The sequence below is a fragment of the Pseudomonas sp. SWRI92 genome, from assembly GCF_014268685.1.
In the GTDB taxonomy this organism is placed as follows: Bacteria; Pseudomonadota; Gammaproteobacteria; order Pseudomonadales; family Pseudomonadaceae; genus Aquipseudomonas; species Aquipseudomonas marvdashtae.
Genome location: NZ_JABWQY010000011.1, coordinates 82,555 through 96,274, shown reverse-complemented (window position 1 = coordinate 96,274; position 13,720 = coordinate 82,555). Strand labels below are relative to the sequence as shown.

At 58.6% G+C, this 13,720-nt stretch carries 20 protein-coding genes and 1 tRNA gene; 5 read left to right on the top strand and 16 right to left on the bottom strand.

Annotated features, from left to right (window positions below):
* Nucleotides 1-17 precede the first annotated feature (17 nt).
* Together HU762_RS17875 and HU762_RS17870 are read right to left on the bottom strand one after the other, a co-directional pair.
* On the bottom strand, nucleotides 18-245 hold the full coding sequence (locus HU762_RS17875; protein WP_186609988.1) for a PLD nuclease N-terminal domain-containing protein: 228 nt from the start codon (nucleotides 243-245) through the stop codon (nucleotides 18-20).
* Between the two features lie 92 nt (nucleotides 246-337).
* The gene (locus HU762_RS17870; protein ID WP_186639240.1) at nucleotides 338-523 is read right to left on the bottom strand and encodes a hypothetical protein; all 186 of its coding nucleotides are present in this window, start codon (nucleotides 521-523) and stop codon (nucleotides 338-340) included.
* Between the two features lie 251 nt (nucleotides 524-774).
* Here HU762_RS17870 and HU762_RS17865 point away from each other — a divergent pair, with 251 nt between their 5' ends.
* The gene (locus HU762_RS17865) at nucleotides 775-1,137 is read left to right on the top strand and encodes an NUDIX domain-containing protein (RefSeq protein ID WP_186639238.1); all 363 of its coding nucleotides are present in this window, start codon (nucleotides 775-777) and stop codon (nucleotides 1,135-1,137) included.
* Nucleotides 1,138-1,212: 75 nt separating this feature from the next.
* Here HU762_RS17865 and HU762_RS17860 read toward each other — a convergent pair.
* Nucleotides 1,213-1,290: transfer RNA gene (locus HU762_RS17860), tRNA-OTHER, on the bottom strand.
* A gap of 227 nt (nucleotides 1,291-1,517) precedes the next feature.
* Between HU762_RS17860 and HU762_RS17855 the strand changes: the two genes are divergently transcribed.
* From HU762_RS17855 to HU762_RS17845, 3 genes are all read left to right on the top strand, one after another.
* Nucleotides 1,518-1,727 carry a hypothetical protein gene (locus tag HU762_RS17855; RefSeq protein ID WP_186639236.1) on the top strand — a complete coding sequence of 70 codons (210 nt, stop codon included), beginning with the start codon at nucleotides 1,518-1,520 and terminating at the stop codon, nucleotides 1,725-1,727.
* Nucleotides 1,728-1,812: 85 nt separating this feature from the next.
* Nucleotides 1,813-2,196, top strand: coding sequence for a hypothetical protein (locus tag HU762_RS17850; RefSeq protein ID WP_186639235.1), 384 nt, complete (start codon nucleotides 1,813-1,815; stop codon nucleotides 2,194-2,196).
* Nucleotides 2,197-2,208: 12 nt separating this feature from the next.
* On the top strand, nucleotides 2,209-2,901 hold the full coding sequence (locus tag HU762_RS17845; RefSeq protein WP_186639233.1) for an SOS response-associated peptidase family protein: 693 nt from the start codon (nucleotides 2,209-2,211) through the stop codon (nucleotides 2,899-2,901).
* Here the strand turns inward: HU762_RS17845 and HU762_RS17840 are convergent.
* The 10 genes from HU762_RS17840 to HU762_RS17795 all read right to left on the bottom strand — a co-directional run bounded on the left by HU762_RS17840 (nucleotide 2,879) and on the right by HU762_RS17795 (nucleotide 11,566).
* Nucleotides 2,879-3,394, bottom strand: coding sequence for a lysis system i-spanin subunit Rz (locus tag HU762_RS17840; protein ID WP_186639231.1), 516 nt, complete (start codon nucleotides 3,392-3,394; stop codon nucleotides 2,879-2,881). The two genes, HU762_RS17845 and HU762_RS17840, sit on opposite strands and share 23 nt — an antisense overlap.
* A complete protein-coding gene (locus HU762_RS17835; protein ID WP_186639229.1) occupies nucleotides 3,391-3,924 on the bottom strand; it encodes a glycoside hydrolase family 19 protein in 534 nt (177 codons plus the stop codon). The genes HU762_RS17840 and HU762_RS17835 overlap by 4 nt, the downstream gene beginning before the upstream one ends.
* Nucleotides 3,925-3,983: 59 nt before the next feature.
* Complete coding sequence (locus HU762_RS17830) at nucleotides 3,984-4,274, bottom strand: hypothetical protein (RefSeq protein ID WP_186639227.1); 291 nt, start codon at nucleotides 4,272-4,274, stop codon at nucleotides 3,984-3,986.
* Nucleotides 4,271-4,606: a hypothetical protein gene (locus tag HU762_RS17825; RefSeq protein WP_186639226.1), complete on the bottom strand. Its 336-nt coding sequence runs from the start codon at nucleotides 4,604-4,606 to the stop codon at nucleotides 4,271-4,273. The genes HU762_RS17830 and HU762_RS17825 overlap by 4 nt, the downstream gene beginning before the upstream one ends.
* Nucleotides 4,606-5,223, bottom strand: coding sequence for a hypothetical protein (locus HU762_RS17820; protein ID WP_186639224.1), 618 nt, complete (start codon nucleotides 5,221-5,223; stop codon nucleotides 4,606-4,608). Before HU762_RS17820 ends, HU762_RS17825 begins: the two co-directional genes overlap by 1 nt.
* A 44-nt stretch (nucleotides 5,224-5,267) precedes the next feature.
* Nucleotides 5,268-6,149, bottom strand: coding sequence for a hypothetical protein (locus HU762_RS17815; protein WP_186639222.1), 882 nt, complete (start codon nucleotides 6,147-6,149; stop codon nucleotides 5,268-5,270).
* Nucleotides 6,150-6,452: 303 nt separating this feature from the next.
* Entirely contained in the window at nucleotides 6,453-9,920 is a 3,468-nt protein-coding gene (locus tag HU762_RS17810; protein ID WP_186639220.1) for a phage tail protein, read from the bottom strand.
* A 57-nt stretch (nucleotides 9,921-9,977) separates the two neighbouring features.
* The gene (locus HU762_RS17805) at nucleotides 9,978-10,568 is read right to left on the bottom strand and encodes a tail assembly protein (protein ID WP_186639218.1); all 591 of its coding nucleotides are present in this window, start codon (nucleotides 10,566-10,568) and stop codon (nucleotides 9,978-9,980) included.
* Nucleotides 10,569-10,625: 57 nt separating this feature from the next.
* Nucleotides 10,626-10,970 carry a hypothetical protein gene (locus HU762_RS17800; RefSeq protein WP_186639217.1) on the bottom strand — a complete coding sequence of 115 codons (345 nt, stop codon included), beginning with the start codon at nucleotides 10,968-10,970 and terminating at the stop codon, nucleotides 10,626-10,628.
* A gap of 14 nt (nucleotides 10,971-10,984) precedes the next feature.
* On the bottom strand, nucleotides 10,985-11,566 hold the full coding sequence (locus HU762_RS17795) for a hypothetical protein (protein WP_186639215.1): 582 nt from the start codon (nucleotides 11,564-11,566) through the stop codon (nucleotides 10,985-10,987).
* Nucleotides 11,567-11,686: 120 nt separating this feature from the next.
* Between HU762_RS17795 and HU762_RS17790 the strand changes: the two genes are divergently transcribed.
* Entirely contained in the window at nucleotides 11,687-11,926 is a 240-nt protein-coding gene (locus HU762_RS17790; protein WP_186639213.1) for a hypothetical protein, read from the top strand.
* Here HU762_RS17790 and HU762_RS17785 read toward each other — a convergent pair.
* Genes HU762_RS17785 through HU762_RS17775 form a run of 3 tightly spaced genes read right to left on the bottom strand, consistent with a single transcriptional unit; the run spans nucleotide 11,910 to nucleotide 13,720 of the window.
* A complete protein-coding gene (locus tag HU762_RS17785) occupies nucleotides 11,910-12,179 on the bottom strand; it encodes a hypothetical protein (RefSeq protein ID WP_186639211.1) in 270 nt (89 codons plus the stop codon). The genes HU762_RS17790 and HU762_RS17785 overlap by 17 nt on opposite strands.
* Nucleotides 12,180-12,203: 24 nt before the next feature.
* Nucleotides 12,204-12,968, bottom strand: coding sequence for a C40 family peptidase (locus HU762_RS17780; protein WP_186639210.1), 765 nt, complete (start codon nucleotides 12,966-12,968; stop codon nucleotides 12,204-12,206).
* 2 nt (nucleotides 12,969-12,970) lie between these two features.
* Nucleotides 12,971-13,720, bottom strand: a complete 750-nt coding sequence (locus tag HU762_RS17775) for a phage minor tail protein L (protein ID WP_186639208.1) — start codon at nucleotides 13,718-13,720, stop codon at nucleotides 12,971-12,973.

Genomic DNA, 13,720 nt, shown 5'->3' with positions numbered 1-13,720 from the left:
GGCTCGCATAGGCTGCGTCAGCCCTTGCTGTGCTCGGGCGATGAAGGCGGGTTCTTCATGCCTCGCGGCCCCGCCACGCCCCAGACAATCAAGCCCAGCACAGGCAGGATGATCAACAGCAACGCCCAGCCTGCCTTGGTACCGGCCGATTTATCGCTCCGGAAGACACTGACAATCGCCCACAAATCCACGAGCAACAGCAGCACCGCAACGGCGATCCAGAAATAACTGGCTAATTCAGACATGGCCTAATCCTCTTGTCAGTCTATGGATTAGGCATGGCCACCGAGGGTCCGTTCAAAGAATCTGCTTAACCGGTGGCGTGACAGCCGTGCAGCTACTCGCGTTCGTTCAGATAGGCGACCCATTGCTCATAGGCCTCATGTTGACGCCGGACGGCCTCTTCCCAGGCATTCCCGGACATTTGATGGATACAGATCAGCGCCATCATTTCTGATGTTGCGGTATCGAGCTCGACTAAAAGCTCGTGGGATTTGATCTTGAAATCTTCAACGGTGGTCATTTTGCTCGTTCCCCCATTTACCGGGACCGGTTTCGTCCACCCACCATTGATGCGTTTTTTCCCAGCTGATTCATTTTTGGCGATGACCGGTCGCTAAAGCGTACCGCTGGGGAAATGAATGCAGCCTTTGCCGTTGGCACGCGGTCCCACAGGTATCAGCAAAATAATACATTTTGAACACACCGACCGCGCAAGGCTCAAATATTGCAGTTATATTGCAATTTAATGACAGTCGGTGAGTGGGCAAGGCTATGAAAATTCGAGCGACCGTCATCTGCGAAGAAGACCGGCATATCCTGCTGGTGCGAAAACCCAAGAGCCGCTGGGCCCTGCCGGGTGGCACTGTCGAGCGCGGCGAAAGCCATGCCGACGCAGCACTGAGAGAGCTGGCGGAGGAAACCGGACTGAGCGCCGAAAACCTTCTCTATCTGATGCGGCTCAACGAAGGCGGTACCGAACACCACGTGTTCGAAGCTTCGGTCAACGACTCGAAGGCGGCCAGGCCACAGAACGAAATCTGCGACTGCCTCTGGCATCCGCTGGATGCCATTGCCCAGTTGCAGATGAAAAAGGGCACGCGGGAGATACTGGAGGCGTTTCGGCGCAGATTGTGATCGGAGGCTGGAGGCTTTAAGCGGAGCAAATAAAAAGGGTTGCGTGAGGAATATCATGCAACCCTTTGTTTTGTATGGTGCCCGAAGCCGGAATCGAACCGGCACGCCCTTACGAGCGGGGGATTTTAAGTCCCGAGGGGAAATCAATCAGGCCGCACGTTGCGATAGCTTTTTTGGTCCGCAATCGCGCCTAAACACCTGCCATCTAGCACAATGTTTCCGCATACCTTGAAATGATTGCGGCCCAGGAATTGCCGTCTTTCCGATCAGATAACGCCGCCATCCGCGTGACGCCCTCCTCCCGCTTCATGCCGATTCGGCATAACTCCACCCCCCGCCGCCGACTGCTACGCTGATTCCATTGCCCAAGGAATCGTCCCATGCCCAACTCAGACCTTCTCCCCTCCCTGCTTTACAAGATCAACGAGAACCAGCTCGCCCTCGAAGCGGCCATCATGGAGCTCTCCAACTGGGTCGAAGCTCGCGGCTCGGGCGACGTTGCCGATAATGTGCGGGGCGCTCTGGACACGATCGATAAGAATGAAGAGTTCATAAAGCTGACGCTCGCTGTGCTGATGGCGCCCGAGTGAAATAGCGCTGCTCGTCGCCTCACCCTCGCAGGAATTATCCCGCCTCGATTACTGTATATCCAAACAGTATAAGCAAGGCATGGTCATGGACCCGTATGAAATCGAAGACACCAGCGATTGGCTGGGCACCCCAACACCCCTGGAAATGTACAAGCACTCCTGTCTCATGCTTGAGAACGAGGTGCTGGAACTGACCACCCAGCTGCGCAAGGCGCGCCAGGACATTTTCGGATTGATCGAAATGCACGCCGCCGAAGCCAAGGAATGCGCGAGACTTCGGGCCGAGCTGAAGGAGGCCAAGGAGAAATGGAATTCAGAGCATATTCGGTATGTCCATCTAATGAACAAGTCGAAGGGCGATCATATGGCCAGAAACGCACTCGTAGCCGAGCTGTACCAGCGCCTCAAGGTTTACGAGGGGGACAGCCTTCCCGAGAGCATGCTCGCCAGTAACCCGCCAGGTGAATGAGGGGTAGACGTCATGTGCGGACGAATCTCGCAATACACCGGCATCCACGACTTCGTGGCTGTGTTGAGCATGCCCAACGCCATGGTCAGCACCGTAGGCGACCAGCCTTTGAAGCGGTACAACGGCGCGCCGTCGCAACAGCTGGCCCTATTGCACCAGGAGGACGACGTTCTGCACGCCGACCCTGTGCGATGGGGCTGGCGGCCGCACTGGGCCAAGGACCGCGCCGCGCCGATTAATGCCCGAGTAGAGAAAGTGGCCCACGGCCCTTTCTACCGGCCGATCTGGCCAAACCGCGCCATCACTCCGATCAACAACTGGTTCGAGTGGGTCGATGAAGGCGGACCGAAGAAGCAGCCCTACTTGATCCGCCGACGGGACCAGGCGCCTGTCCTGTGCGCCTCGATAGGCCAGTTCCCCACCGGCGGGCGTGAACCGGGCGAGCACGACGGCTTCGTAATCATCACCGCCGACAGCGCCGGCGGCATGGTCGACATCCACGACCGCCGGCCCGTGGTGCTGACACCCGAACTGGCTCGCGAGTGGCTGGACCCGGCCACACCGAAGGAACGCGCCGAACAGATGGTGTTGCACCAGGGCGAACCGGCCGAGGCCTTCGAATGGTTCAGGGTGGATAGCGCTATCGGCAACGTCCGCAACCAGGGGCCCGAGCTGATCAGGCCTATCGCCGACTCACTTCTTTAGCGTAGGCCTGGCACGCCCGCAGCGCGATCAGCCCCCGGTCGCCGGCGTCGGTGATGGCGATAATTCTTTGAGCATGCGCTGGGTCAAGTTGGGCTCGACGGGCTCCATGAACCACGCCAACGGGGCCGGCGGCGGTAGGCACTGCGTTGCAACTGGCTGGATCCTCGGCAAGGAGGACTGACAGCCGGACATCAGCAGTAGCAAGGCGATCACGTAGGCGATCTTGATCACGTTGGGCATTGCTCAGCTCCTTATAGTGGGTTTGTTCGCTGGCCGACAGCTGCTGCTCCAAAGCCAGACGCTTGCCCTGCTCTGCCTGGGCCTGGGCGGCGGCCGCGCTACTGATCTTGTTCAGGTCGGACTGGTGCAGGCGGCCCTGCTCAGACAGCCGACCGCTATACCGCCAGTCCTGAATCTTCCATGTCGCGCTCATAGCGAGGATCAACGCCACCGCCACGCCGGCGATCAGTAGTTTCAGCGTGGCGGGAGTCATGCAAGAACCTCCAGGGCCCGCTCGTACAGCGCCCGGCGATCAGCAGCACCGTTCTGCCCTCCATTGATCCGGCTAGTGATTTTGTCGAAGGCGCCTGCATCCGCGAGCCCGTTGAGCCCCCGCGTCGACCAGAACCATGCGGCAGACTTCGCAGCCCACTCAGGTTGCTTCAGCAGCTCAGGGTGACTGATCAAGTCAAGGCCCATGGCTTCGCCGCATTCGGCGTAGTTGGCCCGGCCAGTGATCTGGATCAGGCCGCGCCCCCGGAACCTGAAGCCGTCGCCTGGCCTGGTGTTGCCGAGGTCTGCCCTGCCCTCGTAACGGACCTGGGCCGGCGTTGGCCCCCACAGTTCACGGACGTAGCGCAGTTGGCCGGACTCATGGCCGATCTGCGCGATGAAGGCAGCCACGCGCTCGCGGCCGATGATCTGGTACCGGCCCATGGCTGTGTTGAGGGCAGGTGCAAAAACGCCGACGTTGCCGCCGGCGTTCGGGAGGATCAGCAGCAACTGCTGCGCGTTGATGGGCATGGCTTTCTCCAGGCAAAAAAAATCCCGCTTGATGGCGGGTGGCGGTGTTCTGGTTGGTGTCAGGTAGGCCGGACTGGACGCTCGGTCACATCGGGAAAGTCGGGGTGCCCTTCTTTCCAGCTGCGGATCTTCGTGCGGTATTGCAGCCATTCGAGGCGAGTTCCAGGCAGCGCGCCGCTGTCTTCTACTCCAGCTTCCTGCTCTTCGAGCGCCATAAGCTGGTTGCTGATGGCGAGGATCTCGGTTTCGCGCCAAGCATTCTCTTCGCCGGTTTGAGCGATGAGCAGTTGATCAGCAGCTGCTTGATCCTTCATGGCCTTGGTGATGAGTTGGGACCAGTCGATATTCATTGCATATCCTCCTGGCCAGCTTCAGCAAGTTGCACCGACAGCGGCGCAGGCAGAACCACGGGGCCGTCGGGGACGTTTTCCAGCGGAACCGGAAACGCTTGCTCCTGACTGTAGTTCCAGGGATTCGGCAGCAATAGAGTCAGCACTAACTCGCCGTCAACTCGATCGACAGGTCCAACGAACCAAGGCGAATCAATAGCAGACTGAGGCAGGGTATCACCCTCGCCTATCGACGAAAGATCAAATTCCTCACCGTTAAGGGTCAGGATGTCCCCGGTTTTTATTACTTCTAAGGTATCTTCCCGGCGCTGCGGGCTAAGAACGATCTTCATCAGAACCATCTCCCTATCGCCAGGAAATCAAAATTCACCAAGTTTCCGGTTGTCTGATGCCGGAGTTGCACGCCAAATTGTGAAGCTGTTTTATTGACCGTCAGCTCGGCCAGCCCCCTGTCATTTGATTTGCACCAAGTGCCATAGGTGGTAGTAGACACAAACGAGAAAGGCAACGGGACTACCACAACGGTCGAATACAGGGTCCCTGAGGTGGTTCCGTACAGCGTAGATACCGCAGTATCCACATTCCCTGAACCAGAACCCCAACAAATCAAAGTTCCGTCTGCATATTTCACGAACTGCCCATTAGCGTTGCTTCCTCGTTCGATTAATGCGCCGGTCGGCACACCGCCTGATTGGGACACTGGGCCGACAATATCCGCCACCGCAGCAGACTTCAGCCCCAGCGCGATGCGCGCCGCCGCCTGCGTAGTTCCGCCGGTCCCACCCTTTGTGATCGGCAGCGCAGCAGGAAGCGCTACCGGACTTCCCGCCGCGCCCAGCGCCGTATAGAGCTCGTCGAAATTGCTTTGAGCCTTTGTGAAAGCGCTTCGTGGTGTATCACCACCGACGCCTGTTGGAGGCGTGCCAAGCAAAATGGTTTGTTTAGACATGAAGAATTCCTTTGTCCATTAAAGATCAAGACTGCCAAGTAAAATCAGTTATATGGGAAAGGCAAATTAGAGGTTTGAATCACAAGCGCAACCGGGTATCGATCGGTCGGCAAGTTTGAATATCGTGCACCACGGTCCATCGACGTCGGCAGCGGTTCTTGTTGAGTCGTTGCAGCCGCTGCCCCCATGAGAAACGATATTCCTCCAACCCTGCCGTAAGCGCCCTCTGCCCCCGTATAAAGAAACGTTAAATCTATGTTTTCGTTTGCAAGATAGTCCCAAACCGCACAGCTCCTTGACCAAGGAAGGTATGCGGCGTACTCAACACCTGATCCGATTGCGATATCCACTTTCGAATCGACTCGCGCAACTGAAGACGCTGAAGCAGAGGAGCGCACTGAGTTAGACCCACCAACATAAACCGTCGTATAGCGATTTCTTGAGTCTAGTGGTCCAGGGACCGGCGCCTGGATTGCCGCCACGACATTAAGCGGAGGCTGCAAAGAGTTGAATGTGATAACTCCTGCATCGGTGTAAGTCTTTAGATACGGGCTGCCTGCAATGTTATCTTGCATTAAATCGAAGCAGTAGAACTTAGTACTGGTGCTTGCATTGGCATAGTAAAAAGTCAGCGTAGAACCTGTTCGCGCCGTTCCTTGTAGGCATCCGCTACCGACAATAAACACAATGGGTGAAACTGCGTTAGAGACGGTGAATCCATGTAGAGGATCCGCTTGCGGGTTCGTCGTTGCTACCGAAGTGGTCCAGTTCGCACCGTCGTTGGGATCAAGCTGAGCGGAACGTAGGGTTTTACGAGTCCAATACGTCTGGAAAACCATGTTGCCGCTCTTGACCAGGCCATAGCTGATAAGTGAAGTGTCGAACAGCAGCTCCCCGCTGTCCTTCCAGACCTTGAGTTGAGGCATCAGTAATATCCGTAGTAGATGCGACAGTTGGCCGCAAAGTATCCCCAGCCGTTTGTCGAGTACGAATAAGCCCAGGACAGAGTGTTACCCGTAATCGTAACCCCAGGCTTCTTACCTCTCTCCCGCTGTAGATCAACCAGTGGGACGACGATGTAGAACCGAGTCTTCCCCGCCGGCACTGCTGGTATGGCTGCGGATCCATTCGCGGAGCCGGTGTCTACCGAACCCTGGTGCTGGCTGATGTTCATCGTCATGTCGAGCATGACAACACCCGCCGAGTTTTTAATAACCAGACCTGTCATATCAAAGACTCATGTCGATGCCCAATACGCCGTTGGCGTGGTAGAGCCGAATGGATGTATTGGCTATCTGGAGTCGCCCGGCGCCATTGCTGCCGTTCATTTGCCACGCGCCAGTGCGCGGCAACATCCAGCCTTGTGTGTTGGCGATGTAATCCGTGGACTGGAGCGACCCGCCAATCTTGGCGTTTGTGATGGTGCCGTCCTGGATGAACGCTGAGTTCATGAACACCTGGCCGCCCTGCACTGCAAACGGAACCGAGATGTCGCCGCCAGCAATGGTGTTGACGATGGCGAACCGGTCGGCACTGACTAGGAATTGGCTTTGCAGCGTCCCGCCGACGTTCTCAATCCCGAGTCCAATGCCTGCGGCGACATACTGGCCGTTCGCATTGAGCTGCATCTTGACCGACCACATCGTTGAGGCCTTGCCGTCCAGTGTTGCGACTGCCTGGCTGACTGTCTGAACGGTTGCGCTGGTCTCATTGATCTCGGCCTGGACTGTCTCCACGCTCCTGGCCGTAGCAATGCCATCCTCGAGGCGGGCGGATTGCTCGGACCAGACGCCGATGTAGACTTCGTCTGAGCCCGCGAAACCCTCAGTGTCGCCGGCCAGAGCCGGGTTAACCTGCACGTAAACACCGTCCAGCCTTGATGCCTGAGCGGTGAGCTGGTCGCCCTGCTGATCAATCTTCAGCGTGTTCTCGGAAACCTGTGCGGCAAGCGCATTCGCTTCCTGCAGGATCTGGCCGATGTCCTCCCAGTAGGTCGCGTTCGGAGGTGCGTTTGCGCCGCCTGGCTCGGCCGGCACGTCTTGTTTGGCCCGGTACAGGCGATCGCCCTGATATACCACTGCGCCACTGAGGTACGAATCAGTCGCCTCATAGAGCATCGGGTTCGACAGCTCGTCGATCTGATCCTGAAGCCCAGGAATCAGATTGATCTTGTCGACGATGTCCTGGCCCAGCTCAGTTTCGCCAATCTGGCCGCCGATCATGTCGAGGATCGGACCAGCCTCAGCGCTTGATTGCCCTTGTACGCCGATCCCCACTGGATACCACGGCCCAATATTGCCGATCCGATCTACCAGGCGCGCCCAGAAATAAAACGTCACCCCGGCGGCCAGGCCGAGCAGGGAGAAGTCACTTTGCGGATAAGCCAGGTCGGTGAGTTTGGTCGATGCCTCCTGGCTTGTGGTTGGCCCGTACCAGATCTCCGTGCGCTGGGTATCGCTCGCACCATCAGGAAAGCCCCACTTCAGGTAAATGCCGAACAGCAACGGCGTTGCAGTCAGGAACGAAACCGCCGGCGGCAGGCCATCCTTGCCGGTGAGGTTGGTCAGCATCGAGTTGCGCCAGATCGACGAGATGTCGAAAGCGCTCACCGCGCGGACGCGAGCCACATAGGAGCCCGCATAGATGCCGACCACGTCCACGTTTGTAGAGCCGGTGCGCTGTACCTTGATCCAGTTGCCGCTGTCCTTGCGCCATTCCACGTCATAGGCCACCGCCCCTTCCACGGCAGGCCAGCTGATTGTCATCGTGGCCACGGCCAACCCCTGGACAATCGAAGAGGTCGACGCGACTGTGACGCTCGCAGGCACAGGAACGACGGTGATCGGTATCACGCTGATTGGACGCTCTTCCAGTCGGGCGCCGGTATCGATAAAGGCGAACTTGCTGGGCTCATACTGCAGGGCGCTGATTTCGAAGTCGCCCTCGGTGGTGCGTCTGGTGCGGAGCACGCGATACAGAGGAATCGCCAGGTCGTCAGCGTCGAGCGCCCATTGAAGCTGGGCCCGAGGTGCCTCGCTGTAGGCAACGGTAACGGTCACAGCCCGACCGGCGACACTTTGCACGGTGCGACCTTCCGCGCGCCCGCCGGGCAGGTTGATAATCAGCCTGTCCCCCGGCTTTGCCAGCGTGTCACGGTCCAGGGTTACGACGCGGCCCGCGGCGACGGAGATCCGCCCACCGATCTCCCGACCAGCCAGCAACGAGTCGGCCACAGGGATGATGTGCCCCGGTAGCGGGATTACACCCTCCATGCCCGTCTTGAAGGTGACGGTGCGGTCCAGGTTGTTGCTCAGGATTGCCCACTTGCCCCGGCGTTGGGCCTCGGATGCGCGGGTGCAGCCAATGGCGCTCAGCTCGGTTGGCCTGTCACCATACCGACGCTGAAGGGCAAGGTCTGAAAACGGAATGACGTCGGTGTCGTAGTTGTTGGCCGGGTTGTCGTAGCTGATCAGCGCCCGGGTGTAACGGGTCTTCGCCGAGGCGCTGCCGTAGGAGAATTTCCCATCAACGACGTTGGCCCGAGTGAAGACGTAGTCGAAGTCCTGCGCACGCGGCATGTCGGCCTGCATGATCAACTGACCCTGAGCCCAGTAGGTCATCCCACGGTAGATCCCGGATATATCCCGCAGCAGCGTCCAGGCGTCAGCCTTGCCCTGCAGGTTCATATCGCACAGAAAGCGCGGTTCGGTCCCGTCCAGGCCATTCGGCACGAGCTGGTCGCAATACTGGGCGATCCGATACAGCTCCCACTTGTCGACCATGAACGCTTTGATGCGCTTGCCAAGGCCGAAACGGTCCTCGGTGCAGATGCCGTACGTGATCCAGGCAGGGTTATTGGTCCAAGCCAGCTTCATGCTGCCATCCCAGGTGCCGGTGTAGGTCCGACTGATCGGGTCGTAGTTGCTCGGGACCTGCCATTTCCTGGCCTTGCACTTCACGGTGACGGCTGGGATGTTGGTGAATTGCTCGGCGTCGAACTCGATGTAGAGGAGCGCGGTGTTCGGGTAGCGCAGCTTCGCGTCGATGACCTCGGTGAAGCCAGCGATCAGCATCGTGTCGGCGATACGATTTCTGTTCTGGTTGGGCGTAATGCGGCGCACGCGGATCTGCCAGCCACTGGTTGCCTCGGGCAGATCAACCCGGCGCGACCGCTCGTAGCGGGTTGTGGTCTTGCCGTCGACTGCCTCGGTCAGCACCTGCTGGTAGGAGCCGCCGTCGGTGGCCACGTCGATTGCATACTGAATGCGATAGCCGCCGATATTACCTTCGTCGTCCTGACGCTGAAGCGCTGGCCAAGCGAACCGGACACGCACGGCCGATAGCTGAATATTCGTTACCGAGCGCACCCACGGCGCATCGCTGCGCAGCTCGATGTTCAGAGACGTCTCGTTCTCTACCGATGGAATACCGGGGATATAGGTTTGGTCAACCGAGCCAGAACGCCATTCCCATTTCACGTTCGGGAAGTTGACGTTCCCGCTGGGGTCGTTGATTGGCGTGTTGTCCAGATAGATGTTCGCCGCGGTAGGTGCTTCTTCAAACTCACCCTCGCCCACGGCTATGAGCAGCTTCGCCACGTTGGTCGAGCGCAGGTTGTCGCTGGCCTCGGTCGGGGACTTAGGCTTTTTGTCTCCGCCCTTCGCGCCGTGGATTTCTATCTGCTGTGCTGCGCCCATGCTTTCCTCCAGGCGAAAAAAAACCGCCTCATGGACGGCCTGCTTACTGCGTTCAGGTTACGTTTTGTCTTCGGCGTAGATCGATGCCGAAATGATCATCCCGCCCCACCGGCGCTCGCCGATGCAGATCGGGACGGGGTTACCGCTGGCCGTGGTGTTCTTAGCGCTGCCGAAGGCGTAGGACGGGGCGTTGTCTGGGGATGCGCTCTGCTTGAGGCCAGAGGCCTGGGGGCTGAGCATTTGAATGACACCGCCGGCGACGAGAGCAATACCCACCGGTGCCAGGGCCTGGAATCCCGGAATGAACGAGGCAGCAATGAGCACCGCCCCGACAATTGTCTGAAGCAACCCGGCGCGCTTACTGCCCGAGATCACCGGAACAATACGAATCTCCTCGGCGCCACCCAGCGCGAACTCCTTTTCCGCGACATTCTTCCGGTTCCGAAAGATTGCGAACCTCATGCCTCGGCGCTCCAAATCCTTGATAGCCACGTCGAAACCATCAAGCGTGCATTTCAGCGCCTTGAACGCTTCACCGACCGACTTACTCCCAAGTTCGCGACGGTGGACCCGTCCAAACAATTTGATGAGCGGACCCGAAAGCAGGATGGTGGTCATTGTTGGATGGCTGTAATTGATCGCTGACACGGTTTTCTCCGGGCATGAAAAAGCCGCCCGGAGGCGGCTCGGTGTACTTCATTTCGTTTACAGACAGCCTCTCACTGCCTGCTCCATATCGCCCCGCCCATATCCGGGGGCCCAGGCCATGCGCTGGTACAGCTTCACAGCACTGCCCTTGGACGTCTTGCGGATGTTCAGCAATTCATCCGTCATGTTGTTGGTCGCTGCGATGAGGCGGTAGCCATATTCCGTCTCGGACATGGTTACGTCGCTGCGAGCGTCCTGCCATCTCGGTAGGACGCAAAGCGCGTAACGCTTCGGATCCTTCGCCGTGCTGGCAGAAATGCTTGGATCGTTTGACTCAAGGTCGCCGGGCGACACGCATCCAGCCAAAAGAGATACGCCCAGTAGCAGAAAAAACGCCTTCATAGTCATCGCTACCTTCACTGGAGCTGTTCAAAAACATATTGATTATTCGAAGGCTTTGGCTTTGAGTAGGCCTCCTGCCAGTCGCGAGCATAGGATGGGAAGCGCTCTATTGAGGCGATTTTCCAGCCGTCTGTCGACTTTCCCCTTTCCAGCGTATACCGATATCGCTCTCCAGCGTCCTTGGTTTTTCTGTCAGATTCATCCATCTCCGCGCCTGGCTCAGGCGGCTCAATATTCCTGATAACAGCACTGACCACTGCCCGCGTGTCCGACTCAATATCTACCTTGGCAATTTTCCTTTCATAGGAATGCGTCACCGAGCACTCAGCGCGAAAGTGGAGCGAATCCGCAGCAAGAGCTCCAAGCTTTTTGTCTCTCGGGTCTGCCATCTTCAGATACTCGGAGCATATTTCACGATCGAGTCGGATGCCCGCATCTTTTACAGCCCACCACGATTTCACAGCTGCATCTGGTGAATTGGCCGCAATAACAATGCCTTCAACATCCTTTGTTGCTTTCGCTAACCCGTCAGGCTTTCCTTCATCAAGGCAGCCCGCCAGGGACATTGCCAAAACCGCGCCTACGAACAATCTCATGGGGTCACTCCTGTGGAAGATGGCTCCAAGATATCACCGTTGAGCGCTGTACGAATCCCCAGTAACGCGCATCAGCGATTCGGTAGTAGCGTTTAGCCCTCACTCAACCAAGGAGCGGTCATGTCAATTCGAAGCCTCGCGAAAAATCTTCCTGCTGATCCGGACAATAAGGGATGGGTGCTCGGCTGGGCGGTGCTGAGAGATGAGCCCGGATCGTCCTGGCACTTCACTGATATCTACGCCGACAAATCCACCGCCGAAGCCGAGGCTGCGCGTCTCGATGGTGGGTACGTTGTTGAATACGGATCCCACAGACTCGGGTCGGATGATTTTGTGAGCGGGCTCACGCCGCCGGAGTAACGCCAGCACCTACATTGCTCTCGAAACGAATTTCCCCGGGGCCCGAGACAATCTTTGCCTTGAGCCCTGGTTTGCCGCTATAGCTGCGGTTATACCCATCGCCACCGGGACCGACTTTGCCTTCGAGGCTCAACCGGTCGATTTCGGTGTCACCGTCGAGAATTGAGACAACTACTTCGGCTCCGCAAAGCTTGCCACCTGATGTGGCGAATAAGTCTCGAATGTTCAGCGTGTAGCTGTGGCTACCTTGCATGACCTTCCCCTCGCGGCCCAGCCGCTACGTTGGTTGTTGGGAGTCTTTGTGCCTAAGAATCAGGCGTGTTCTGTCAAGCCAGGGACCGCCGAAGACGATTATTTCGCTCGGCCGCCCGTACAAATGGTGAAGCAGGAAAGGCCCGGGGCCGAAGGTCTCGGCATCCTCGCCAGGTAGAGCCGGATCAGTACCGAGGAAAATCCCGGCATGGTTCGGGTGAACCGTCCGGCCCACCTCCATCACGACCATGTCGCCGCGCTGTGGCTGGTCGACCCGGTAGAAGCCGGCAGCTTCGTAGTTCGCCTCGTACAGGCTGGTGTTGTCCTTGCTTTCCCACCAGCCGTCGGCGCGCTTGAAGGCCTCGAACTCAAGCCCACACTCGCGCTTGTACCAGTCGGCGCAGACTTGCCAGCAGTCCCAGGCACCGTGAACGAATGGGCGTTTCAGCAATGGCGTCTCACCGGTGGGCACCACCGTCCGCAAGTCACCCTCCGGCCAGCTCAAAATGTGCCAGGGCATACCCGTCGCTTCGCACATCGCCAGATCGCGCGGTGACGGGCGGCTGGTGGCGTCTGGGTGGGAGTGAACAATCCCGATCACCTCGCCCAGGTCTTCAGCCGCTGCGTATTCCTCGGGATCGATGCGGAACTCTTCGTTCGGCTCGGTCGCGGTGTTGACGCACGGGATGTATTGCTGCTTCCGGCCCAGGCCCAGCAGCAGCCCACAGCACTCTTTCGGGTACTCGGCGGCCGCGTGAGCCTGGATTGCGCTCAAGATGTGTTTGCGCATGATCAACTCCGGGCGATCAGGGAAACGGCGGGGAATCCACCGAATGGCAGGGCGTTGCCTTCGCCGAAGCGCGGGATGCACCCGCGGCCCAGAGTGGCGTCGCATTCGTCCAGTTCAGGGTCATCTGTGACCACACCATCCTTCGTCACGTACGGCCCGGTGTAGCCGCAGTTCGGGCCGCGGTAACCACCGGTGAGGCACCAATGGCAAAGCGTGGTGGCCTGGCGCCCGATGGATTCCCTGCCCACGTCGCCCGGGCTGGCAAGCTCCCAGGTGACCGTCTCCCCGTCCTCGTTCGTTTTCTGGTCGATGTACCAGACTTCAATCGTCTCCTGGGTGGGGTCTGCCGTTGGGTTGCCAGACGGGAAGTTCACCGCGTCGAGGTACGTGCCCAGCGTGTGCCGCATGGTCAACTTGAACTCAAGCAGGTCATCGAAGGCCAGGCAAAGAGCTGTGATCCGGCCATTGACGTTACCCACTGACAACGTCGGGCGAATCGCCGTCCCGTCGCCGTTGGATTCGATACCATCAATCTGCATCGGCCAGGCGCTGTACTCGTTGCCCTGCCAGTAGATCAGTTTCGCCGGCAATTCATCGGCAGCAGCGCCGGCAGCGATCAGCTCGACCTCGGTGTGCGGAATCGCGTGCCCATGGAAGCGCAGGATATCCGCGCCGTAGTCCGAGCCATCCAGCTCAAAGAGCAGTACTTCGCTGCCAGGCTCGAGAACCTGGATGTCACTGATCAGCGGCAT

Excerpts from the sequence above, each read along its gene's own strand:
- HU762_RS17780 (WP_186639210.1), bottom strand. The coding sequence starts at position 12,968 with ATGCGCAAACACATCTTGAGCGCAATCCAGGCTCACGCGGCCGCCGAG.
- HU762_RS17800 (WP_186639217.1), bottom strand. The coding sequence starts at position 10,970 with ATGAAGGCGTTTTTTCTGCTACTGGGCGTATCTCTTTTGGCTGGATGC.
- HU762_RS17810 (WP_186639220.1), bottom strand. The coding sequence starts at position 9,920 with ATGGGCGCAGCACAGCAGATAGAAATCCACGGCGCGAAGGGCGGAGAC.
- HU762_RS17825 (WP_186639226.1), bottom strand. The coding sequence starts at position 4,606 with ATGAAGATCGTTCTTAGCCCGCAGCGCCGGGAAGATACCTTAGAAGTA.
- HU762_RS17870 (WP_186639240.1), bottom strand. The coding sequence starts at position 523 with ATGACCACCGTTGAAGATTTCAAGATCAAATCCCACGAGCTTTTAGTC.
- HU762_RS17850 (WP_186639235.1), top strand. The coding sequence starts at position 1,813 with ATGGACCCGTATGAAATCGAAGACACCAGCGATTGGCTGGGCACCCCA.
- HU762_RS17775 (WP_186639208.1), bottom strand. The coding sequence starts at position 13,720 with ATGCCGCTGATCAGTGACATCCAGGTTCTCGAGCCTGGCAGCGAAGTA.
- HU762_RS17820 (WP_186639224.1), bottom strand. The coding sequence starts at position 5,223 with ATGTCTAAACAAACCATTTTGCTTGGCACGCCTCCAACAGGCGTCGGT.
- HU762_RS17875 (WP_186609988.1), bottom strand. The coding sequence starts at position 245 with ATGTCTGAATTAGCCAGTTATTTCTGGATCGCCGTTGCGGTGCTGCTG.
- HU762_RS17845 (WP_186639233.1), top strand. The coding sequence starts at position 2,209 with ATGTGCGGACGAATCTCGCAATACACCGGCATCCACGACTTCGTGGCT.
- HU762_RS17790 (WP_186639213.1), top strand. The coding sequence starts at position 11,687 with ATGTCAATTCGAAGCCTCGCGAAAAATCTTCCTGCTGATCCGGACAAT.
- HU762_RS17855 (WP_186639236.1), top strand. The coding sequence starts at position 1,518 with ATGCCCAACTCAGACCTTCTCCCCTCCCTGCTTTACAAGATCAACGAG.
- HU762_RS17815 (WP_186639222.1), bottom strand. The coding sequence starts at position 6,149 with ATGCCTCAACTCAAGGTCTGGAAGGACAGCGGGGAGCTGCTGTTCGAC.
- HU762_RS17865 (WP_186639238.1), top strand. The coding sequence starts at position 775 with ATGAAAATTCGAGCGACCGTCATCTGCGAAGAAGACCGGCATATCCTG.
- HU762_RS17795 (WP_186639215.1), bottom strand. The coding sequence starts at position 11,566 with ATGAGATTGTTCGTAGGCGCGGTTTTGGCAATGTCCCTGGCGGGCTGC.
- HU762_RS17835 (WP_186639229.1), bottom strand. The coding sequence starts at position 3,924 with ATGCCCATCAACGCGCAGCAGTTGCTGCTGATCCTCCCGAACGCCGGC.
- HU762_RS17840 (WP_186639231.1), bottom strand. The coding sequence starts at position 3,394 with ATGACTCCCGCCACGCTGAAACTACTGATCGCCGGCGTGGCGGTGGCG.
- HU762_RS17785 (WP_186639211.1), bottom strand. The coding sequence starts at position 12,179 with ATGCAAGGTAGCCACAGCTACACGCTGAACATTCGAGACTTATTCGCC.
- HU762_RS17830 (WP_186639227.1), bottom strand. The coding sequence starts at position 4,274 with ATGAATATCGACTGGTCCCAACTCATCACCAAGGCCATGAAGGATCAA.